Origin of the sequence: Natrinema salinisoli, assembly GCF_020405205.1 — an archaeon.
Taxonomy (GTDB): Archaea; Halobacteriota; Halobacteria; order Halobacteriales; family Natrialbaceae; genus Natrinema; species Natrinema salinisoli.
This window is the reverse complement of record NZ_CP084471.1, coordinates 93,533-113,814: the sequence shown is the minus strand read 5'-3', so window position 1 is coordinate 113,814 and position 20,282 is coordinate 93,533. Positions and strand designations below refer to the sequence as shown.

Annotated in this window: 24 protein-coding genes and 5 pseudogenes; 11 read left to right on the top strand and 18 right to left on the bottom strand. The window is 53.7% G+C overall.

Translation table 11 applies throughout. The features are described 5' to 3' along the window. Window positions 1-717 precede the first annotated feature (717 nt). The 6 genes and pseudogenes from LDB05_RS23330 to LDB05_RS23305 form a co-directional block, all read right to left on the bottom strand. Window positions 718-933: a hypothetical protein gene (locus LDB05_RS23330; RefSeq protein ID WP_226008361.1), complete on the bottom strand. Its 216-nt coding sequence runs from the start codon at window positions 931-933 to the stop codon at window positions 718-720. Continuing rightward, the gene (locus tag LDB05_RS23325; RefSeq protein ID WP_226008360.1) at window positions 926-1,867 is read right to left on the bottom strand and encodes an ArdC-like ssDNA-binding domain-containing protein; all 942 of its coding nucleotides are present in this window, start codon (window positions 1,865-1,867) and stop codon (window positions 926-928) included. The genes LDB05_RS23330 and LDB05_RS23325 overlap by 8 nt, the downstream gene beginning before the upstream one ends. Before the next feature lie 87 nt (window positions 1,868-1,954). Then, entirely contained in the window at window positions 1,955-2,302 is a 348-nt protein-coding gene (locus tag LDB05_RS23320; protein ID WP_226008359.1) for a DUF8013 domain-containing protein, read from the bottom strand. Window positions 2,303-2,383: 81 nt separating this feature from the next. Beyond that, complete coding sequence (locus LDB05_RS23315) at window positions 2,384-2,659, bottom strand: DUF8129 domain-containing protein (protein ID WP_226008358.1); 276 nt, start codon at window positions 2,657-2,659, stop codon at window positions 2,384-2,386. Then, window positions 2,635-2,802: pseudogene (locus tag LDB05_RS23310) on the bottom strand (DUF6166 domain-containing protein); the annotation flags it as partial. The gene LDB05_RS23315 and the pseudogene LDB05_RS23310, both read right to left, overlap by 25 nt. Before the next feature lie 109 nt (window positions 2,803-2,911). Next, the gene (locus tag LDB05_RS23305) at window positions 2,912-3,325 is read right to left on the bottom strand and encodes a hypothetical protein (protein WP_226008357.1); all 414 of its coding nucleotides are present in this window, start codon (window positions 3,323-3,325) and stop codon (window positions 2,912-2,914) included. Window positions 3,326-3,932: 607 nt separating this feature from the next. Between LDB05_RS23305 and LDB05_RS23300 the strand changes: the two genes are divergently transcribed. After that, a complete protein-coding gene (locus LDB05_RS23300; protein ID WP_226008356.1) occupies window positions 3,933-4,571 on the top strand; it encodes a hypothetical protein in 639 nt (212 codons plus the stop codon). A 220-nt stretch (window positions 4,572-4,791) separates the two neighbouring features. On the opposite strand, the gene LDB05_RS23295 is transcribed toward LDB05_RS23300, so the two are convergent. Next, the gene (locus tag LDB05_RS23295; RefSeq protein WP_226008355.1) at window positions 4,792-5,130 is read right to left on the bottom strand and encodes a winged helix-turn-helix transcriptional regulator; all 339 of its coding nucleotides are present in this window, start codon (window positions 5,128-5,130) and stop codon (window positions 4,792-4,794) included. Between the two features lie 134 nt (window positions 5,131-5,264). Between LDB05_RS23295 and LDB05_RS23290 the strand changes: the two genes are divergently transcribed. From LDB05_RS23290 to LDB05_RS23710, 4 genes and pseudogenes are all read left to right on the top strand, one after another. Continuing rightward, on the top strand, window positions 5,265-5,903 hold the full coding sequence (locus LDB05_RS23290) for an NAD(P)-dependent oxidoreductase (RefSeq protein ID WP_226008354.1): 639 nt from the start codon (window positions 5,265-5,267) through the stop codon (window positions 5,901-5,903). 513 nt (window positions 5,904-6,416) lie between these two features. Then, entirely contained in the window at window positions 6,417-6,851 is a 435-nt protein-coding gene (locus LDB05_RS23285; protein WP_226008353.1) for an FAD synthase family protein, read from the top strand. A gap of 242 nt (window positions 6,852-7,093) precedes the next feature. Next, window positions 7,094-7,333 (top strand): annotated as a pseudogene (locus LDB05_RS23715) (hypothetical protein); the annotation flags it as partial. A 102-nt stretch (window positions 7,334-7,435) separates the two neighbouring features. Beyond that, window positions 7,436-7,720 (top strand): hypothetical protein, encoded by a 285-nt coding sequence (locus LDB05_RS23710; protein ID WP_425498625.1) that lies wholly within the window; start codon window positions 7,436-7,438, stop codon window positions 7,718-7,720. A 138-nt stretch (window positions 7,721-7,858) separates the two neighbouring features. Here LDB05_RS23710 and orc4 read toward each other — a convergent pair whose 3' ends face one another. Together orc4 and LDB05_RS23265 are read right to left on the bottom strand one after the other, a co-directional pair. Next, window positions 7,859-9,091 carry an orc1/cdc6 family replication initiation protein gene (gene orc4 / locus LDB05_RS23270; protein ID WP_226008352.1) on the bottom strand — a complete coding sequence of 411 codons (1,233 nt, stop codon included), beginning with the start codon at window positions 9,089-9,091 and terminating at the stop codon, window positions 7,859-7,861. Window positions 9,092-9,720: 629 nt separating this feature from the next. After that, the gene (locus LDB05_RS23265; RefSeq protein WP_226008351.1) at window positions 9,721-10,032 is read right to left on the bottom strand and encodes a DUF6788 family protein; all 312 of its coding nucleotides are present in this window, start codon (window positions 10,030-10,032) and stop codon (window positions 9,721-9,723) included. A 138-nt stretch (window positions 10,033-10,170) separates the two neighbouring features. Between LDB05_RS23265 and LDB05_RS23260 the strand changes: the two genes are divergently transcribed. Together LDB05_RS23260 and LDB05_RS23255 are read left to right on the top strand one after the other, a co-directional pair. Further along, complete coding sequence (locus LDB05_RS23260; protein WP_226008350.1) at window positions 10,171-11,097, top strand: ArsR family transcriptional regulator; 927 nt, start codon at window positions 10,171-10,173, stop codon at window positions 11,095-11,097. Further along, window positions 11,094-11,897, top strand: a complete 804-nt coding sequence (locus LDB05_RS23255; RefSeq protein WP_226008349.1) for a DUF6036 family nucleotidyltransferase — start codon at window positions 11,094-11,096, stop codon at window positions 11,895-11,897. Before LDB05_RS23260 ends, LDB05_RS23255 begins: the two co-directional genes overlap by 4 nt. 253 nt (window positions 11,898-12,150) lie before the next feature. Here LDB05_RS23255 and LDB05_RS23250 read toward each other — a convergent pair. The 5 genes and pseudogenes from LDB05_RS23250 to LDB05_RS23230 form a co-directional block, all read right to left on the bottom strand. Continuing rightward, window positions 12,151-12,285 (bottom strand): annotated as a pseudogene (locus LDB05_RS23250) (DUF955 domain-containing protein); the annotation flags it as partial. 39 nt (window positions 12,286-12,324) lie between these two features. Continuing rightward, complete coding sequence (locus LDB05_RS23245; RefSeq protein WP_226008348.1) at window positions 12,325-12,774, bottom strand: hypothetical protein; 450 nt, start codon at window positions 12,772-12,774, stop codon at window positions 12,325-12,327. A 5-nt stretch (window positions 12,775-12,779) separates the two neighbouring features. After that, on the bottom strand, window positions 12,780-13,784 hold the full coding sequence (locus LDB05_RS23240; RefSeq protein ID WP_226008347.1) for a hypothetical protein: 1,005 nt from the start codon (window positions 13,782-13,784) through the stop codon (window positions 12,780-12,782). A gap of 68 nt (window positions 13,785-13,852) precedes the next feature. Continuing rightward, window positions 13,853-14,230: a DUF8216 family protein gene (locus LDB05_RS23235; protein ID WP_484549603.1), complete on the bottom strand. Its 378-nt coding sequence runs from the start codon at window positions 14,228-14,230 to the stop codon at window positions 13,853-13,855. A gap of 271 nt (window positions 14,231-14,501) precedes the next feature. Continuing rightward, window positions 14,502-14,773 (bottom strand): annotated as a pseudogene (locus tag LDB05_RS23230) (hypothetical protein); the annotation flags it as partial. Between the two features lie 103 nt (window positions 14,774-14,876). On the opposite strand from LDB05_RS23230, the gene LDB05_RS23225 reads away from it, so the two are divergent. Genes LDB05_RS23225 through LDB05_RS23215 form a run of 3 tightly spaced genes read left to right on the top strand, consistent with a single transcriptional unit; the run spans window position 14,877 to window position 15,710 of the window. Beyond that, complete coding sequence (locus LDB05_RS23225) at window positions 14,877-15,236, top strand: hypothetical protein (protein ID WP_226008345.1); 360 nt, start codon at window positions 14,877-14,879, stop codon at window positions 15,234-15,236. Further along, on the top strand, window positions 15,233-15,418 hold the full coding sequence (locus LDB05_RS23220; RefSeq protein WP_226008344.1) for a hypothetical protein: 186 nt from the start codon (window positions 15,233-15,235) through the stop codon (window positions 15,416-15,418). The genes LDB05_RS23225 and LDB05_RS23220 overlap by 4 nt, the downstream gene beginning before the upstream one ends. Next, on the top strand, window positions 15,411-15,710 hold the full coding sequence (locus LDB05_RS23215; protein ID WP_226008343.1) for a hypothetical protein: 300 nt from the start codon (window positions 15,411-15,413) through the stop codon (window positions 15,708-15,710). The genes LDB05_RS23220 and LDB05_RS23215 overlap by 8 nt, the downstream gene beginning before the upstream one ends. 917 nt (window positions 15,711-16,627) lie before the next feature. Here the strand turns inward: LDB05_RS23215 and LDB05_RS23210 are convergent. Beyond that, entirely contained in the window at window positions 16,628-17,665 is a 1,038-nt protein-coding gene (locus LDB05_RS23210) for a hypothetical protein (RefSeq protein ID WP_226008342.1), read from the bottom strand. A 348-nt stretch (window positions 17,666-18,013) separates the two neighbouring features. On the opposite strand from LDB05_RS23210, the gene LDB05_RS23705 reads away from it, so the two are divergent. After that, window positions 18,014-18,406, top strand: coding sequence for a DUF7692 domain-containing protein (locus LDB05_RS23705; protein ID WP_425498624.1), 393 nt, complete (start codon window positions 18,014-18,016; stop codon window positions 18,404-18,406). Here LDB05_RS23705 and LDB05_RS23200 read toward each other — a convergent pair. The 3 genes and pseudogenes from LDB05_RS23200 to LDB05_RS23190 all read right to left on the bottom strand — a co-directional run bounded on the left by LDB05_RS23200 (window position 18,302) and on the right by LDB05_RS23190 (window position 20,167). Next, window positions 18,302-18,637, bottom strand: coding sequence for a hypothetical protein (locus LDB05_RS23200; protein WP_226008413.1), 336 nt, complete (start codon window positions 18,635-18,637; stop codon window positions 18,302-18,304). The genes LDB05_RS23705 and LDB05_RS23200 overlap by 105 nt on opposite strands. Window positions 18,638-19,465: 828 nt before the next feature. Beyond that, window positions 19,466-19,840: a DUF6735 family protein gene (locus LDB05_RS23545; RefSeq protein WP_343232940.1), complete on the bottom strand. Its 375-nt coding sequence runs from the start codon at window positions 19,838-19,840 to the stop codon at window positions 19,466-19,468. Further along, window positions 19,788-20,167, bottom strand: a pseudogene (locus LDB05_RS23190) (hypothetical protein). Before LDB05_RS23190 ends, LDB05_RS23545 begins: the two are co-directional and overlap by 53 nt. Window positions 20,168-20,282 lie beyond the last annotated feature (115 nt).

The following is a 20,282-nucleotide window of genomic DNA, read 5'->3' as shown; positions in this document are numbered from 1 at the left end:
ACCATCTATAGCAGGATTCTGTTATAGAACACTGTTACAGAGATGATACCGAGTCATCAAAACAGTCTCCGCCAGACCTGTACCTCGCTGAGGGATACCCTTAACCAAGACGATAGCAAAGAGTAGCGTACAAAGTCGAGATGAAGGATCTCTCTGATTCACGGCCACCGCTTCCAGAGTGGATTTTGGACGCATACGATATCCTTTGTACTCATAGTTTCAATTCAGCTGAAGCTGGAGCTGTACAGTCGGTCTCTCGAGAGAAAGCGATCGACGTTCTTTGCAGTACTGATGACGTAGCTCTCGAATCCGAGGACGCGACCCATGCACTCTCCCGGTTGATCGAGCGAGGCTACTTGTACGAGGTTGACGGCGAACTTCGAGTGACGATGCCAGAAGACTAACTCCTGAGCGCGGTTCAAAATCGTCTTTCTCAAGCCGATCCAAAATATGTAGAATCGGTGACCACAATCGCATCGGTAGCAGAGTATCCAGAGGTCTGGCGACGCCATTCGACAGCCATACGACGATGCGATATGTTCTTATCGGACCGTGTGTACTACCTGAATCACTGTTCCCACAGTATGAATACAACGGGAGCGACCCGTTTCCACCTCTCCCAACTGTGTCTGCTCGTCCATAACCACCTTGAGTGGAGACTGTCGAGATCGGCGGCCTCTCGAGTGCAAATACGACAGGAGAACCAGCTAGGTACTCTCACTGTGGGGCTTCAACAACATGCACATCGGTCTGTGTCACGCAGAGACGAAACTCACCAACCGAGAATTTGACCTCGAGATCAGTACCTGCTGAGTCGACGAGTTGCTCGAGTGTTTCGATATCGATCACCCGCTGCAATTGGTACTCGTCACGATTGAGTCCCTGCTCTTCGAGCGTAGTGACGATCTCGAGGAGGAGATTTCGATCACTCATCCTCGGTCACCTCGTCAACGGCATCGATGATCTCCTCTGCCGTTCGGCTGATCCGTTCGAGCCGGTTTCGAACGACCTCGGGATCGTCCGACTCCCACGCAGCGAGGTAGAACGCCGACCCGCTGGTGTCGAGCCCGAAGTACCGGCCGACGACGTACGCGACGGCTTCGGCCTCGACTTCACGTTTCGACAGTTCGGTGTCGTCATTGACGTCGAAGTGAAGGAGGGCGTGCGCGTACTCGTGAATCAGCGTCCGTGCGAGATCAGCATCGTTCTCCCGATCACGAACCTCAACAAGCGGCTGCACGTCAAAAAGACTCAACTGCTCACAGACGCCCTTCGCCCCCCCGTGCGTCCACTCTTCTCTTGGAACGATTCGTACCGTAACGCCGAGTTCATCAGCGGTCTCAGTCAGTTGGGCGACGAGGTCGCCAGCGTCCCCGGTCGCTTCCGTGTCGAGGTCGGGGAGCGACTCGCCCTCGGTTTGAGATATGTCGAACACCGGGGTTGGCTTGAATCCGACCAGGCCTTTCGACCACTTTTCGGGCGGCGTCTCGTCGTAGTCACAGTCGCTGTCCTCGTGATAGCTTGGCGAATTCTCGCACTCCGGGCACTGCTTCGTAATGATCGGCGCCCAGATCCAGATAGCTGACTCGCCTTCCTGGACGTGACGATCGAACTCTTCCTGCCAGGTCCGATACCCAGCGACGCGGGTTGCCTCGGGACACTGCCGCTTGATGAGGAGCGTGTTTCGATACGAATAGTCGTGGAAGCGACTCTGAACGTCGAGCCACTCTTGAAACTCGTCGCTAGCCTGTGCGTCGTCGACGCCGGCGACGAGCTCGTCGATCCACTGTTCGATGGTGCTGTTCATCTCGTCGGATCGCGTGTCGGTCTGCTCGAAAGAGACCGACGAATCTCTGGTCGTGGACATTGTGTTCACCGAATCCAGTTCACGGCGACTGCGTCTGTTCAGACCGCGCCGCACCCCTCAGGGGCGTACAAAAAACCGAGCTGTCGGTCAGCGGAGTTCGTGGCGTTCGTCAGCGAAGCCGACCGTGACGAGGTACTCGAGGAACTCGTTGAATCGCTCAACGTCGCTTGGCGTGTCGGTTGCAAGGTGACGCACCCATTCGATGGCCCACCGGAAGGCGGGATCCGTTCCGCCCTTCCCATGGATGTACCACCAGCGAGCTGCTTTGAGAATGACCAGCGGATTTGTCGGTGGATGCTCGCCGGCAAGCCCACGGGTGATGGACCCGATTTCGTCGGGGACGTCAGCGGGATCGATGTCCTCTGATTGCGTGTTGTCGATATCGACCGGGATATCGTCGATTGAAATGTTGTCGGCATTCTGTTGTTGACTCACAGGAAGTCACCTCTGGACGAGGGCCTTCGATGGAGCCCTCGCCTTCTCCGGGGGGCGTGAAAAACCTGAGACTACATACTGTTAACCAACAATAGGTGAACCAACCCGCATATTGTTGGTTAAGTACGGACCCTGATCTTCATTTTTACGCAATTCTTTAGCCTTCCACTTGAGTCGTCGTAGAATCTGCGTCCGATTCTGGTGCGCGTTCTCATAAGCAACGCACCCCTGGAGCGTCCCCATATCTGGAGTCGTTGTGATACCAGACTTAATCAATCGACGGTTCGGTGCTTCGAGACGCTGGTTCGGTGTAAGACCACTCGATTCTACAGCCAGCAGCCGTCGGGTCTTGTACATTCTAGCTGGCTCACCACCTCGGTCTTGAACGTCATGCATTCTGCAAGTGCCACCTCCTCATCGTCGATGTGATCAAGCAGGCGGGCGAGCGCGAGTTGCGCTGGACCACTGCCACTGTATCCCCATTCGAATCCGCCCGGGGCTACATCCAAAAAAGTACGAACCCACTTCTCGCCTTTAAACAATCATCTGAACAACAAATAACTCCGAAAAGGCAGCTATGATCGCATCGACCAGTGTTCACATTGGGGGCTATTCCTCGAGTCGCTGCTGTTGGTGCTTTTCCCATTTTTCATCTATATTTCTCGGGCCATTGAGATGCATTTCCGACGTGTGACTCACTTCATACGACCCCTTGTTATCCTCAACAACCATCGTATGGTGGACAATCGCAACATCATGCTCAACGAGCGGCCCGACATTCTCCTCGGGCCTGAGTTTCAATTGAGGATCATACACAATATTCTGACCCGGTTCGATTTCCTGCTGAAGTCTGCGTCTCTCCCTAGTGATTTCAGCAGGAGGATCACTGAACTCTTCCCCGTTTTCCTTTCGGAACGAAAGCAACTGGTGATCAATCGAGTGAATGAACGCGCCTTTCTCGCCCGTATTAGAAAGCCGAAGATAATCCTTACCTTTCCAATATGCTCTATCGTCCACTGCCACTCTCCCACCTCCAAACCCACCCTTCTTCGAGGGAGCTTCCGCTGATTGCAGTTCGACACTGGATCGATGCTCCCGTAGATGCCCCCACCACAGAGTGAACGCACTCACGATAAGAATGAGCAGGCTTATGAAAAGATTGAGGTCGGACGTACCGAACCCATCGACAGGCATTATCGCCACTACTGATCCATCGAATCCTAAACTGTTCGGTTCTCAAATAGTCCTTTCATATCGCAGTATTATCGCTCGCTATAACAGTTAGAAAGAAATACTCCATATTCGTACTTGTCCGCATATCATTATGTGGCGGCCATCCATTCCCATTCCACCACGAGTTCGAGATGGTGCGTCCTTCGTTCGTTCCCACATCAAACACGCGATCCGATCCGTCATCGGATTCCTCGTCTCGAGACTATTTTCCACACTTCCAACGCGAGAGCGACTACGAGCCCACGCTATCTTAGCATGGCGTCGTTTCGCCGGGTTCTCAGCTGCGTTTTTCCTTGCGATCCTTCCCGCGTTCATCTGGATACTTCTTGACGAATTCTCTATCATCCCTTCAGCTGGCGACCTTTCGTCACGAACCAACATCATCATTGAACTCTCTGTGATCGCCACCATTGTTCTCGTGATCGCGCTCATCGCTGTGTACTTTCTTCGAATTCTGTACTGGATGCGGAAAACTCTCCCAAAGTATTGGAATCAGTACACCCCACCGCACGTGAACGAAGATCCGACACCGAAAGCAGAAGCATCAGATCGATCTGTCGAGGAGATTTACGTTGATTCTGAGCGGAACACGGTGAAATGGCTAGTGTTCGGTGCTGGGTTCTTTGCTGCGGTGATTATTTTCGTTATTGGTCTCGAGGAAGTGTTGAATCGGATGGGGTATATGTCGACGTTCGAGGAACACGTTATCGAGGGAGTGTCTGAAGGAGGGGTTTTGAGCGCTCTTACACGACTTCTTGGGATGTTGCCGCTAGTGGGTGAGGTGTATGATTTCGCTGGAGAGTTACCTGGAAACAGTTTTATTGAGAGGTTCTTGCTGAATGGCACGGCAGTGTTCTTTGCTATCGCGATGAGAAACTGGGCATATCTGTTCGAACACATTGATCACGTCTACGCAGAAGCCTCATGGGGCCGTCCCTTTCGATATCTCTTCTACATCCCGTTCTACTTGGTTTCGACTCTCTTCACCTCGCTACTGATCCTGTTATTAGTTGCTGTTGAGTTTGCGTTCGTGTAATCGGTCTCATTGGCTATCAGAAACTTATATCGTATATTTCACGCTCTACAAGCGTCCGCTCTTTCGAGGACAGTTTCGACCCCGGGATACTCATCAAATGTTGGTCAAATACTGGCTCAGCTAAGATTCCGTTCCGATCCTAATTTGGAAAATCTGATTCCAGGCGTCTCAATATGGATAATCAACTATGAGATAGATATTCCAATTCACCCTGCTGTACTTAATCATTCTGGCTGTCCAGCCATTTTTCGCCCCACTCATAAATTTTGTCGAACGCGGAGAGCAGGTCTTCACCTTTTGGCGTCAACGAGTAATGAACCGCGACTGGACTTTCTTCTTCCACCCGCCGTTCGACGTATTCTTTCTCTTCGAGATCGTCCAGCACGCGAGACAACGTTTGTGAATTTGCATCCGTCGCTCGCTTAATCTCGTTAAACCGGAGATCTCCCTCTCGGAGGACGTGAATTACGGACATTCGCCATCGAGAGCCGACTTCTTCGAGGGTCCTGAGCACGGGGCAACTACCGTATTTTTCTTCGAGGGATGAGTCCGATGACATTGATGTGACTTGGTCATATCTATGTTCGCTGAAGCTTATCAAGGTCACGTTCTAATACCAGGTGTGAAAGTGTGACCGAGGCTGCGGCACCTGTCACGAATCGCCAGACGACTACCAAAAATCCACATAACCCAATGAACGTACTACTACTCGGTGCAAGCGGACGAATCGGCCACCGAATTGCAAACGAACTCCTCGAACGCGACCACGATGTGACTGGCATCTCCCGAAGCGGCGAAATCGACAAAATCGACGACGCGGACTTCAAGGCGGTCGCTGGAGATGCGACCAACCCCGATGAGATCGCGGAACTTGCTGCGGGACACGACGCCGTCGCATCGGCGCTTGGTCCATCTGGAGATGAAGGCGCCGAAATCATCCCCAAGATGGCGGAAGCACTTATCGAGGGACTCCGACAGACGGATGTTGATCGGTTCGTCTGGACGGGCGGTGCGGGCGGTTTGAACGTCGGGCCGGACACACAGCTCGTCACAACCGACGAGTTCCCGGACGAACTTGTGCCGCTCGCGGAGGCACACATCGACGCCTGGGAAGTCATCCGCGATGTTGATGACCTCCAGTGGTCGTATATCGCACCGCCAGCACAGATCGAACCGGGGGAGCGAACGGGCGAGTACCGAACGGCGGAAGGACAGCTCGTTGCCAATGAAGACGGCGAAAGCCGCATCTCGATGGAAGACTTCGCCGTCGCCTTCGTTGACGAACTCGAAAACAACGACGCGATTCACACCCAGCTCGCCGTCGGCTACTAAGACGCGACAGACGACCAACACACTCCCTCTCGATTATTTCCCTGGGGCTGTTCTGATCTCGAACTGAATATTACTGTACGGGGATCGTCGCCCTCGACGTCACCGTAAATTATCTCTTCACTGGTGCTCGACCCAGACGACTGTTTGATGAGGAATACCTTGGGGAACAGGGTCGTAACGACGCTGTACGATGGCCGCTCAAAGAGGTCTTCGAAATCGAATGGGACTGACTCCATACTCCTATGTCGCTCGGCGGCGAGAAAACCATTGTCTCGCCACTCTACTGACTCACATTGGCCACGCCACGCAACTTCGTTTCAGGTGCTGACGTAGTGATTTTCGAACATATGTACCGTCCGTCCGTGCAGATTGTCGGAGAAACGGTGTGCTTGAATCCTGACATTGTTTGCTGTTATTGACACTGAATCGTACGGGGTATTGCCATATCTTCGCAATATCGGTGTTCGTTAATGTAGCCGAAGTAATTATGGAGTATGCTACTGTAATTACAACATGGCTCGAATAATGGCGCAGGGTACATTCGACATTCTTCATCCTGGTCATTTGCACTATCTACAAGAAAGCAGGAAACTAGGAGAGGAACTCTACGTCGTCATTAGTCGAGACTCTCGGGTGAGCGAAAAGAAAAATCTCTTTATGGACGAGGAAGCACGCCGGCAGATCGTGGACGCTCTCAAAGTCGTTGACGAGGCCGTTCTCGGTTCTGAAGGATCGATTTTCGAGACGGTAAACCAGATTGACCCAGATGTCATCACGCTTGGACACGACCAGACCTTCGACGTTGACGAACTCGAAACGACGCTCGCTGAACATGGCCACCCCGATATCCGTGTCGTTCGAATTAGTGCGTTCGAACCGGAGGAAGATAACCAGATAGTTTCGTCGAGCGAAATAAAGGAGAGACTCCGGCGGACTCAATCGGGATAATCGGAAGCTGATGCAACCGTTCGTAGATATTTGACCGAGGCTTACTGTCCTCTATCGTCTATTTGTGCTATGATCATCCCAATGACCGGTAACTCAGTATCTTACTGAACTAGTCGATGGAGTGGTTCGTACGGTACTGGTGATTCTGGACCGTTGGTTCAGTGCAGTTCATCGCCTTGTGATCAAAGAATAGCTCTTGAGATGTCTTCGGATCGAGAGCCGCCGATGATCACAATACTCTCGAGCACGGACCTCTCGGGCCGAGCGAGATTCACGACCGCTATACCGAGAAGGTCGACGACTCACGGACGAAACGGACTATCCGCACGTACCTCTCGAAGATGGAGCAGCACAACCTCCTCGAGGCGCTCGCGACGGCGATCACCGAGTGCGTCGAGATTCGGCTCGAACACGAGGCTCACTACGACTGTGTGGCGTTCGTCCCGCAGCGCAAGAGCGACGCCGGCGCGCTAACGAAGTAGTTCGGGAAGGTCGCCGGCGAAGATGACTTCAAAATCAGAGGACTCGTCGAGCGGAATTGTGTCTCCAAGTCCTTGGAAGGCTACTCACAGAATACCCAGAACGTGGCAGCCTTGAAACGGGCGCGCAAGCAGGATCTGGCAGTTCACCCGGGACAGGATATCGAGTACGCGGTCGTCGACGACAAGAAATCTTCGCGAGACCGTGTCGCCCTCGCCCACGAAGAGATCGAGGCCTACGACGCCTCGTACTACGAGACGCAGCTGGTCAGAGCTGTCGAGGGCGTGCTTTCACCGTTCGGGTGGGACCGATCCGACATTCGTCGAGAGCTCTCAGCCGAGAGACACGACGTTTTGAGCTCGTTCGGGGCCACCGACGAATTGTCGTAGTAGTCCCCACCCCTGACTTCCGTCGTTTCGATCCAACCCCACGTTTCCGACGTAATTTTCGACCCCCCTCGTTTCCGTCGTTTCCTCACGCCCCACCCCAGATTTCCGTCGTCCGTACCTACTCAGTAGTAGGGGGCTCTACTCGCGGATCCAGTCCTGCATCCGGCTGTCCTCGAGGATTGTTTCGCGGACAACCTGGGGATCTTCGATGAGTCGGTTCTGGAGATGGATGCCGCCCGCACTCCCCTTGTTAATCTTCTCGATTTCGACAACCCCGAGAAAGGCTTGCTCTTTCAGGATGTCGCGGAACCGACGGACAGAGAGGATATCCATATCGAGATGGTTGCAGATCCGTTCGTACTGGTCGTACACCTGGCTCGTGAGGAAAGCATCATCGGTGCTGTTGACGCTCAGTTCCGTTAGCGCCAGCAACGCCGCCTTTGCCTGCGTGGGTGCGCCGTTCACGAGTTCTCTGAACCGGTCCTTTTCGGCGTGTTGCTGCGCCTGGCGGACGTGTTCCTCCGTCACTTGCTCTGCCCCGGCCTCATAGGCGACCTCCCCAGCGTGGCGAAGAATATCGATCGCCTTTCGAGCATCGCCGTGCTCCTGTGCGGCGAAGGCAGCTGAGAGCGGAATCACGTCCCCGGAAAGGACGCCGTCCTGGAAGGCGTCCTCACGATTGAACATGATCTCCCGGAGTTGGTCGGCGTCGTATGGCTTGAAGAACAGCTCCTTGTGTTGGAAGCTGCTTTTTACGCGCTCGTTCACGTTGTCGACGTACTGGATCTTGTTGCTGATCGCGATGACACCGACGCTACAGTCAATTTTCCCTGCCTCCTCAGCGCGCGATAGCTTCATCAGCACGCTGTCATCGTTCATCAAGTCGATCTCGTCCAGGATGATGATCACAGAATCGAATTGAGCGTCGAGCGTCTTCCAGAGGAGTTTGTAGTATTTCGACGTACTGAGGCCGGTATGAGGGACGGTGATTCCAGTAGAAGATTCATCGTTCAACTTCGCGGCAAGTGAGGAGATTGCTTGGGTCTCGGTATTGTCTTCTGCACAGTCAATATACGCTGTTCCAATCTCGACGCCATCCTGAGCGGCATTTTGAGCTCGTTGACAGACGTGTTTTGAAACGAGAGATTTACCCGTCCCTGTTTTTCCGTAGATCATCACGTTCTCCGGGGAGTATCCGTAGACAGCGCCATTGAGTCGTTTTGCGAGTTTCGAGATTTCTTCGTCGCGACCGACGATCCGGTCAGCTTCCGGAACGTGGCCGATTTTCAGGAGATCCTTGTTCGCGAAGATACGATGCCCAGATTCAAAGAGTGGATCGTCGACAGAACTGGGTGAAGAGTCGGGCGTCATTGAATATCACACGGTGTGAGCGGGGGGAGTATAAATCTAGTGGACCACACCACCCCACGTTTCCGACGTTCCTTGTCCGATATCAGCAGTAAAATGCCGTAATTCGGTGGAATTGGATTGCTAACAATATAGCCGCGTTTCCGACGTGAGATAGGAAATCCGCAGACGAGAGCGTGGCCACGATCTCGAATCCCGAACCCACACACCCCACGTTTCCGTCGTAATCACTGAACGGGTGGGGAAGGGGACTCGAAGAAGATGTTCACGACGATAGAACCAAGACGAGAGCGGCTTAACCGTCTATGGCTGACTGTCTCTAGAAGCAGCTGGAAAGGATTGTTTCATCTGAGGGGGCAAACTACTTCGCCCCCTCTTTGACTAAAATACACTTAATGGACGTTTTACGGCTGTGATACTTTAATCTATGTATTGCAGAAATTGGCACAATTCTAGATTACTAGGCCAACATAATTAGTGGCTGCATAGTACTAATCGTAGCCTCTCCCTACGCCGTCGTGGAGAAACGACGGAAACGCGGGGGGTGTGATCCCCTCGAAATTAGCTTCATCCCCTCCACCGACATCCAGTTACGACGGAAACGTGGGGTGGGTGTCCTCCCTCTTCGAGTTTCACTCGTCCGGGTTGACCGGGCCTTTGTACTGGGAGCGAATCTTCTCCCCATCCCGCCACTGCCAGTAGTAGTAGCGATTGTCGTTTATCTCCTTGATCGTGATCGTCGCTTTGGCAGGGACGTCATCCGGTCGCTCCTCCACTTCTTCTTGGTCTGCCGACTCCTCGAGACGGGCCTCACGTTCCTTGTGCTCGGCTAGCGCTTCAGCGTACGTAGCAATATCTTGGAGTTGCTCCGGAGGCGACTCGTTGAGCGTGTTGACGATCTCCGTCGGGATGTTCGCCGGTGGGGTCGGGGGTTCGTAGGACATCGGCGACTCTCGTGTTAACCAACATAACCCGCTAATCTATAATTTTGTTGGTTAAGACGACGGGGAGCGGCTCCAACCCTGTTGGCTGTAACACTACTCGAAACTTCTTTATATAGTAGTTTCGTGCTATGTTACACAGTGCTCCGGCGCATCGAACTCGAGGTCCTCGCCACGGTCGACCGCGACGACACGATCTCCGAGCTGGCGACGAAGCTCAACCACAGCGAGAGCTACCTCTCCCGTGCCGTCAGGGACCTCGTCGAGAAGGGGCTCGTCTACACGGAACGCGACGGCCGCCGAAAACGAGTCGTCCCGTCGGATGCTCGCGCCGTCGAACGCTACCAGGATCTCGTCCGCCAGCACTCCCACATTGATTTCCCCGAGCTGCTGACCGGCAAGGCGCTCGAGGTGCTGTACTACGTCGACCAGCCGCGGACAGTTTCCGAAATTGCCGACCGGAGCGACAACTACCGCAACACGGTCAACCGCGTTCTCAAGCGGTTTCGCGACCGTGGTCTCGTCGGCACGGACGACGGCCGCTATGATTTCAACGCCGACTTCGATCGCCTCCACGAGTTCGCATGTGAACTCGCACACCATCTGCATCGCCAACGCCTCGAATCCGTCGCCCCGAAGGGCACGATTCTCTGGGAGGACTACGACGAATTCCTCGCCCAGGCCGAGACGGAGATCGACGCGGAGGGGTTCCACGAAACCGGCCTCGTTCGATTCGCAGCCTTCGACCTCCAGTTTCTGCTCACCGACCACCGCTACTACTTCTACTCCGAGGGACTCGACGAAGTCTCGCCGGCGGAGCTGTGTTGTCACACGCTGCTAATCGACGATGGCAGCCGTCACCGCTCGTATTGTCTCCTCCTGGTCAGCCACGTCGACGTCGACGAGGAGAACCTCCGAGAGCAGGCGGTGAAGTATGACCTCGAAGACGAAATCGACGCCTTGCTCCGTTACCTCAAGACGTACGGCGAGGTCGCCGACGACCGGCTCCCGGAGTGGGACGAGTTCCAGGAGCTGGCGGCTGACTACGAGGTAGACCTATCACAATGAGACCAACTTTCGGACGTGAGTACATAGAGAACGAATTCCAACGAATCGGGGATGGGCTATCTGAACCGCTCACCGTCTACCTGATCGGTGGTGGCGCGATGTCGCTGCGCGACCTCAAGGGGGCGACGAAAGATATCGACCTAGTCGTCCCAGATGGCGACGCGTACGGCCAGCTGTGGGCTATCCTGATGGACCTCGGGTATGCGGAGATCCAGTCGCTGGATCCAGATTATCGGGCGCTGGGTGCGACGAGCTGCGTCGAGAACGACGATGGGTGTCGCCTCGACATCTTCAACCAGCAGGTCGCGAACAAGCTCGTGCTCACCGACGGCATGCAAGAGCGCAGCGATCTGTTCCTCAACACGGATCGACTGACGGTCCGGCTGGTCAGCAACGAGGATATCTTCCTGTTCAAACTGATCGCAGGCCGCGACGATGATATCGAGGACATGAATATGCTCGTGCAGGCCGGCCTCGATTACGACGTCGTCCGGGATGAACTCGAAGCCCAGATTGAACGCCTGGGTGACGATCAGTTCGCCACGTTCGCGAACGAAGCCCTAGTCGAACTCGAGGAGCGGTACGGGGTGACCACGCCGATCGAGGCCCGCGTTCAGGAGCTCACGAATAGGTACTACCGGGGGCTCGAAGTCCTCCAGGCACTCGATGAGCCGATGATCGTCGACGAACTGGCCGCGGAACTAGAACTGAATACCGATGAAGTTCACGACCGGCTCGCGTATCTCTCAACGTTCGACCGGGTCCGTCGGGATGGCGGCACAGTCCGTCCCGTGGAGTAGTCCAGTCACAATCCGCCTCGACTTCGAGCACCCGGAGGACAGCGTATCGGAGGTACTCGTGGGCCTGGTTGTCTGTCGTTTGGGCGACCTGGTCGTGCTGCTCAGCAACGTGTTCAGCTTCCTCGAGGACCGTCGTGAGATAGCGGTCAGTCATGATTCGACGGAGGTCGAAATGCGCCTCCGTCCCTCCGCAGGCGCAGAAAAACTTAACCAACAGAGCGGAAGGAATCCATCACTACGTTGGTTAACTGAGTTAGGACGAGAATTCGTCCTCGAGAACGTCGATGAGTTCTTCTGCCGTTCGATTAATCCGTCCGAGGCGCTCGCGAACGATCTCGGGATCATCAGACTCCCACGCAGCGAGGTAGAACGCCGACCTACTGGTGTCGAAAAGTATCTTTGCTAATAATGCCGAAATCAGGTTAAATCACCGGCATACAGGGCAAGAGATGTTCCCTGATCTCTCCTCGACAGCAAAGGAGAATCCGCAGTCATTACACGTCACTTGGTCTGTTTCGATAGCCAGGTGTGGCGAGGGGGTGTTCCGGTGGCCGAAATCGATGTCGTCTGTATTCGTTTCGACTTCGATGAAATCGCTTGAGCCCGTACCGCTGAATGCGTCTTCAAACATATCTGCGACCTGGTCCTCCAGCATCTGCCTCGCCTCATTTTCTGCAACAGCATTCCCGTACTCCGCCTGTTCCTCTGTGAGAAACTCGTCGAACTCCGCGATCCAGTTACAGTACGGACACCGGAGATTCAGATAGTGTTCTTGTTCGTAGGTCTCTCCATGGATCGTGAACTGACCGTCACAGCTCGGGCATTGACGGGGAAGCATCCCGGCCTCGTCGGTTGGTAAATCGATGTTGACTACCATATCCGTCATACGACCACCGTCCCGTTCTGCCAAGCGGCCGTAAACTGGGACTCAATGGATTCCCGATTGATCGGTCGGAGCTCAGAGGCGGTGTGCTGCGTATCACCGGCGTCGTGGAACGAGTGACCCCATGCCCAACCATCCTCCCGGTCACGTATGATGTAGCGGTCATGGAAATCCCAGTTGCTGTCCGAGAGATACCGCACCTCGATATCTGAGTGCTGCTGTGCAAACTGGGATACGCGTTGCTGGTAGTCCCCTCCAGTCACGCGATCCGTCGTCATCACCTTGATTTCGACGCCGTTCGCCACGTGCTGGAGCAGGTCGTAGAGGCCTTCGCGGGCGAACCGATCGATGATAATCACCTCATCTCGCGCGAGTTCCACGAAATCCCGGAACAGGTGCTCAGCTTGTTGCGATTCGTTAGGGCCAATCGAGGCCTGCCGAAGTGATCGGTGCGTCCCTGTCCGCGGGATTTCGACACCATCGTTCCGATATGCTTCGAACCGATCTGCACCACGGTCTGTGATCCTGGCGCCGTGGTAGAAGAGTCCGCCGCCCCCTCCGTGCGTCTCGATGAGTCGCTTCTCCTTCAGGTACCAGATGTTCTGGTCGACGAGCGTTTCATCTCCAATTTCGTCAATGAATTCGTCTCGCTCGGCGAACACTACCCCGGTGTTCCCCCGATCAAGCTGGTACAATTCCTCTAGGATGTCGTACCGGGTGTTGCCGTCGATGATGGTTTCGCACCCGTCCTCGTGCAGTTTCTCGATCCCCGCCGCAGTAATCTGGATTGTGCTGATTCGCTGCCCCAGTGCCCCCTGTACATCGACGTATTCTCCATCGATTCGCTCCGCCACATAAGCCACGTCGTCCTGCTCGTACTCCTCCAATGCCTCGTACAATCCATCCCCTGTCAGGCCACGGTACTGCACGTCTTCGAACTGATCATAGAGCGCTTTCAGAATCTCCCGCGCGATTTTCTCATCTTGTTGCCCCAGTGATGACATCGTTTCGTGTGAAATACTTAGACCACATCTCATTTAAAATCGTGCTGCAGCGACCGGCGGCATCGCAGCTATTTCGGGAAGAACTCCTCATCGAGGCCAGCTTTTTCGATCAATAGGAGTGCCATTCCGCCAAGGAATACGACCCCGATCAGAGTGCCCAAAAACCCGAATACGGGATGGATCACTGTCGAGATAATGCTGGGTGCCATCCAAATTAGGACGATACCGGACAGGACGAACCCCGTCGTGTAGCGGATGTTCCAATTTTTTGCCGACGTGTAGATCCCCAGGAAGATAACAGTAAGCATGAGCAGGTACACCAGTCCTGCTACCACCGGCCCCACGAACTCCTCGATGACCACGACGATGATGAAGACGCCGGCCGGCGGCACGAACACCTCCTCCATAGCTCGTCCGATTCCATCAGTTCCCGTTGGCGCCGGCATACAATCTTATCTATATTTTCTAATGACAAAAACAGTCCCCCGATACGCTGGCAACACCAAGAGGCACTGAGAATAGAAACAAACGAACAGGGGAGTAGCCAATGGTGTGCTGGCTAATTCCTCAATTTTCGAGTGTCTCGACGATCTTCTCTGCTGTGGTACTAATCCGTCCGAGCCGCTCGCGAACAACCTCGGGGGAGCGTGGTCACGACACTGCTGCTCGTCGTCGGACTACTCGTCATCGGCGGCATCATTTAGACCGGTCGCGTTCTCACGCCGGCTCAGCGACCATCTCTTCGAGCGCGTGCTCAAGCGAGCCGTGGAACTGCCAGCTAGCCCGCTCGAAGGCTTCCTCGGTCGGGCCATCCCACCGAGGGAACGCGGAGTGACCACTCTCCTTGACCGTCCACTCGGACGGCTCCTCGAACGGGTTCCGTGTCGGAAGCTTGACGACGTAGAGGTACTCCTCGTCGCCGTGAATGCCGCTGGTGGGTCATCGACGCCATGACCGAGCAGGAACAGCGGCTGGTCGAGATGCTCCATACCTCAAAAACGTTCAGACCGAAGAAGTCTACCCGTCATCAACTGGGCCCCCAACCCATTAGCCATCAAAGCTACCTTCAACTTCATATCGGATCAGGGCACAGTGACCTATGAAGAGCTACGCCAGCACCTTGTTGACCTAGGCTACGCTGACACCGAGAAAGGCGAGTACAACTTCGGTATTGTGTCAGTGGAAGGATACGATCCAGTGTTTGAGACCGACGGCGGCAGAGACGCCAACACCGAGGTCTCGCTCACACCAATTGGCGAAGACATTGCTGAGGTGTTCCACAATACGCAGGAGCTGCGGCCGCATGAGCGGGCGTTACTCTGCGGTCTCCAACCAAGTGGATTTGTGTACTTGTCAATCTTGGATGAGCACCGGGATGGCGGTATTCTGCGGCAGAATTTGGAGGACACGGTACACAGCAACCAATGGCCGAAGAAGGTCGCGCGCTCATGACCGAGCGCGAACGCGAGATCATCAGTGGAGAGGCTGACGTCAAGGACAACTACCGGTACAAGGTGCAGTCACTGGTCCGGAACCGGGTTAAGAAGAAATTCAGCGATGATGTCGATGTCCTCGAGGAGCACTTCCCAGAAGTCTACGAAATGATCGAAGAGGAGGTATGCACCAATGAGTAGCACGACCATCGACGATTTCGTACTCGACAGTCGTGAAGAAACCCTCGAGCGCCTCGAGGTCGCGGCTCGCGAGCGCTGGGACGAGCAGTGGGCGATCCGTGCGACGCACTTCGCGGACGGAACGACCCAAGCACATGTGTTCAGATCACTCGCCGTCGTCGACGATGGGGACGAAAAGACACTCGAGGAGGAGCGGCTCTACACCGATGGTGACGAGACTGTCTACCAGCGTGTCCACGTCCAGCGCGAGAAGGTAGTCGACGTTCTTGAGGAGTACGATTCCGATGAGTAGCGCCCAGTCCTCTGAGGAACGAACTATCGACTGACCTCGAGGCCACGATTGTACCGATCCACAGGACCGCGAACCCTACCCGGGCATCCTCTCGCCCACGCGCAAAGAGTCGTTCTAACCAATCGTCGGCGAGCTCAAACCGTCGCACCGCGACAGCTGCGGGGTCGTTTTTCACTTCGCACGGAAGCCACCTTAGCAGGAGTCCCCAAGGGGACTGAGCCAAAAATTACAGCGCTCCACCCCCGCTCCCGCACGCAGACCTCCAGTTGATCCATATGAAACATGGGTTTCCTAGCGATAGTTAGCAACGACTTTTATGCCAAAGATAGGCGGATTCGTCACCTTCGATATATTCTAAACAGACATACTTTAACCGAATTGGCCTATATGGACATCCAATCCTCAACTAACTATGTCTTTGTCTATTAACACAGATAAGTTTCTCAAAATGACTAATAGTGTGAGAATGTAATGAGCTAACAGATAATATAGAAACGCAGACATTGATTCTATACTGAAAAAGAAGCCACTGCCGAAGTCTATTGCCAAGTATACGGTGAATGAATACAATAAAGTGATAAAGGAAATTAGAAGTGCGTAAAGTGAACTACTCTTAGTGATTTCAATTGCTCTCTTTTCCTCATGTGGTAGTTCTGAAGTGTTTGTGCCCGATAAGAGAATTGCTGCATTGAATGTAAACCCGAAAAGTATCGTTAGAGCAGTGACGACTAATATAACAAAATTCACAGTCGCAGTGTAATAAGGAACCAATAGTACCGTAGCTGCTGGAAGACCCAAAAGAATTAGAAGATCCATCCAAGCTACAGGCGAATCTTTGATAATATTCGAATAGTGATTTCTGATTATGGGTATTATGTTCACTAGGCCGAAATATTCGTTAAAGCTCATGGAGTCACTCACTGGAAGTCAGAAATAGTAGTCTTTCGCTCATCTTGTCCCCTACTATCATCTACTTCTCCATATTCATATTCATAATCATCTCCCAGAATCGTTGCTTCGCTGATGTGTAAATCATCGTATTCGTCCAAGATGTAGTTCGCAAACTCTCTAGCTTTTACAGAAATTGTTTCTGGAGTTGGATGGCCACCCATAATATCCACGTCTGTATCATTTAGAATCATTCTCATATCCACTCGAGGGTTAACAGCAGAGAAAGTCAATTCAGAGCCGCCTTGCTCTATAGTTATTTTCCTATCATCGAACTCGTCCAATTCAATGCCAGCGTATTTTATTTCTTTATTAAATAGTGGTTCAAGGATTTCCGGCAGGAAGCTAGTCGTTTCAGGGCGTAGTACATATTCTCTATTGATATTTTGTGCATTTGCACTCTCGCCCTCAACCTCATCAACAGACCTCAACTTCGATTTTCCTTTCAATCGAATTTTCTTTATGCGATCGGCTCTTTGAATTGCTGACCAGTAATCTTGAGTAACTGCTCTCGAATCCTCATAGATCCCAGCTCGAGTAACTCCTCGGAGGATTTTTTGAAATCGGTCTGTGGCTATTCGTTTCACACCCTTATTTTCAAACTCCCGTAAAATGAGCAGAGCGCGGTCAGTGTTATTGTTTGGAAGATAAAATAAAAAGTAGAAAGGGATCTCTTCGGAGATGTCTGTCGTCCGCGCTTCATACTCTCTACTCCCTTTTCTTTTATCGAAGTGGTTAGCAATGACTCCAGAATCCCCTTTTAAAAATTGGCCTTCAATTAGATTGCCAGATCTCTCATAAAACTCCACAGTGAAAGTTTCCTCATTTTTTTCATCCACGTATGTATAATCCATGTAGCACCTACAAACGTCCTCAAAAACATCCACGATTGACCCGTAATAAAGTCCTACCTTCTGGCTCCTTAACTCAGAGAGATTCCAATATTTCTTATCAGATCCTCTTTCTTTTAACTGTATCCAATATGCGACTAGTTTGTTAGACGACATTGTATCGATGAGATAGAAATCTTAGATTGGTCATCTGTTAGTAACCATGGAGATATGCAAATGGCTTAATTCTAACGGGTCTGTCGGATCACAGATCAAACGTAGTTAGTTTCAGATTTTATTACTCACTCCCGTATGTTGGCTGTGGGAGTCGCATACAGACCCCACCGGTTGCACGTCGATGAAACCGGTTTCTCAAATATGCACACGAGCCGCGAAACTTCGTGTGTATATTGAGCGACGATCGTCCCGACCGGGTCCACGATGAGCCTGATTGAGTGACAAGATATCCCCGTTTCGTGGGCTATGGGCTGCTCGAGATAAACGAATGATCAGGATTCAGGGTTCGTGTCTACGAGTATACGAATCCAAACCGACGGAGAATACGCCTATCGGGACAACGCAACAGACCGAGCAGTAGGCTTCTACGACTGTAACAAGACGAAAGTCATTGTTTCAGCGTGTGACGAGGTGCCGAAACTGGTTGCCGCCGTACACAAGGTCCTCGGGCGCGATTACCTCACTCACAAGCAAAAGAGAGAGAGAGAGAGAGAGATCGTCAACAGGCGTGGCAACTGGTCGCCGATTGCCTCGACGGTCACGGTATCGTGTCTATCCAGAGCTGATTTTCTACCCTCAGCGCCACTCGTGATGCACCCACTCCAGTTCATCACGATGTGCCTCGAGCCAACCTTCGAGATCATCGCCACGCCAGATCTCCGTCTCCTGCCGCGACACTGATCCGTCGCGAGAGATGCCGAAGACGTCTAACCGACCCTCGAGAATTGATGCTCGAACTCGATCGTAGACCAGCGCCTCGTGGCCCTGATCGCGAACAGCCACGAGATCTCCGTCAACGAACCCCCGCGCTAACCGCTCGACCATTGCTTCGACGTCACCACCGCGGAGTTCGAGCATTCGCTTCCCGAGCTCGTATCTGGTGACGCGGCAGTTACGCTCTTGGTCTCGCATATGTGGAGAACGTTCACGACCCCACTTAGCGGTAGCTGGGTCGGTTCCGATTCTTCCGATAAGGCGTCGAAACGGAAAGTGGATGTGAGGGAGGCGAATGCCTCCACATGGGCCTGGGAATTAGAGACAGCTAATTGTTTTCAGAGATTGGTACTCTCCATTCCCAATGCTATCAAACGGCCAATAGGTTGATGTCAGTTGTGTTTCAAGGATTAGATGGCGAGGGGGAAGACCAGTCAGCACCCATCGACTGTTCGACACGAGACATCCATACCTCGCCGCTCTGAGATCGTTTCAGGGGGTAGTCAATAGCCATATTGTCACCCGATCTCAGAACCACCACGGTTGACACATCGTCGTAGGGACGGTAACGCTGGCACTTCCTGCTAGCGTTTCTCGGCTCTAAATTTTATACGGGAAGCCGCGGCCAACGCCGGCGATGCTTACCGACCGACAGGAAGACCTCCTGGTTGCCGTCGCACTGACCGAGTTCTAGTCCACTACGAGAGCGCAGATTCCGAGCTTGCCGAACGGGCGTGGCAGCTGGCCGCTAACCGCCTCATCGATCACGACGTCGGGCCCGCCGGCGCCGTCGACGCACTTGGGATCGGATAGCTATCGCTTGAGAGTTGGCTGTGGTTTCAAAACCGCCCGGATGGGCCAGGAGAGGTGGCCGTCGGGCGTGGTAGGTGGATGCGATGACTCAGTGGGGAGCTGATTGGATCTGTGTCGCGCCGGGGGAGCGCGACAATGAATATGTTCGCCTCGAGAGTTATCAATGCCCCTCCGATTACCAGTCAGTCAGAATCGTCCCCTTGGCCTTTTGTATTATACCCGCTCGGCGTTCCTCGAGGTTCGGTCGCGGATCTCTTGGACTGCCTCACCGACCGACTGCCTCGAGGCCATCCGCCAGTTCTGCCAGTAGCTGTTTCGCCCACTTGGAATCGGTGCCCTCGCCACCGAACGGGTTTCGGCCGTGATGCGGTACTTCAGTTTCAGGTCTGCAGCACCCCAGTGAGAGTAATAGAGTGTGTACTGGCCATCGGTACGTTCGTATGCAACAAGTGCCGCGGTGTCCCATGATTCAATCACTTCACGAGGCGATGCTTGTGCTGTGTCGCCTCGCACTCCTCCTGGGGGGAGAACAACGCTACAGGTCGATGGGCTCGAGGGAACGGAGATCCGCGTGGAGGACTTCGCCATCGTGGATGATGTACCGCTTTGCGAGGACTGGAACCGACATTTCGTGAACCCGGCTGTCTGGATGTCGAGTTCTTCGTTAGGCTCAAGATAGCCCGTGAGTGTTCGGAGGAACTCGTGCGTCACAAGACCACCTTCGTAGTCAGGAAGGCCGTCTTCGCGGGCTTCGTAGACCTCGAAGGCGTCGTATCCCCAGATGATGAGCTCTCCTTCTTCATCCACCTCCCAATTCAGGGTCCCGAAGCAATGTGCTTCGTAGAGCTGGCGGACTGCCTGTGCATCCGTTACGACTGCGCCGGTCGATGTCGTCGCTGCTTGGAGCGTTGCCATTGTTCGTACTTGAGGGCGTTTATCTGGCCCTCGCACCCCTTTCGGGATAACAAACTGACCGCGAGAGATACTGGATCGGTGGTGTGCGACTAAGTCTTCGCACAGGAGTCGACCG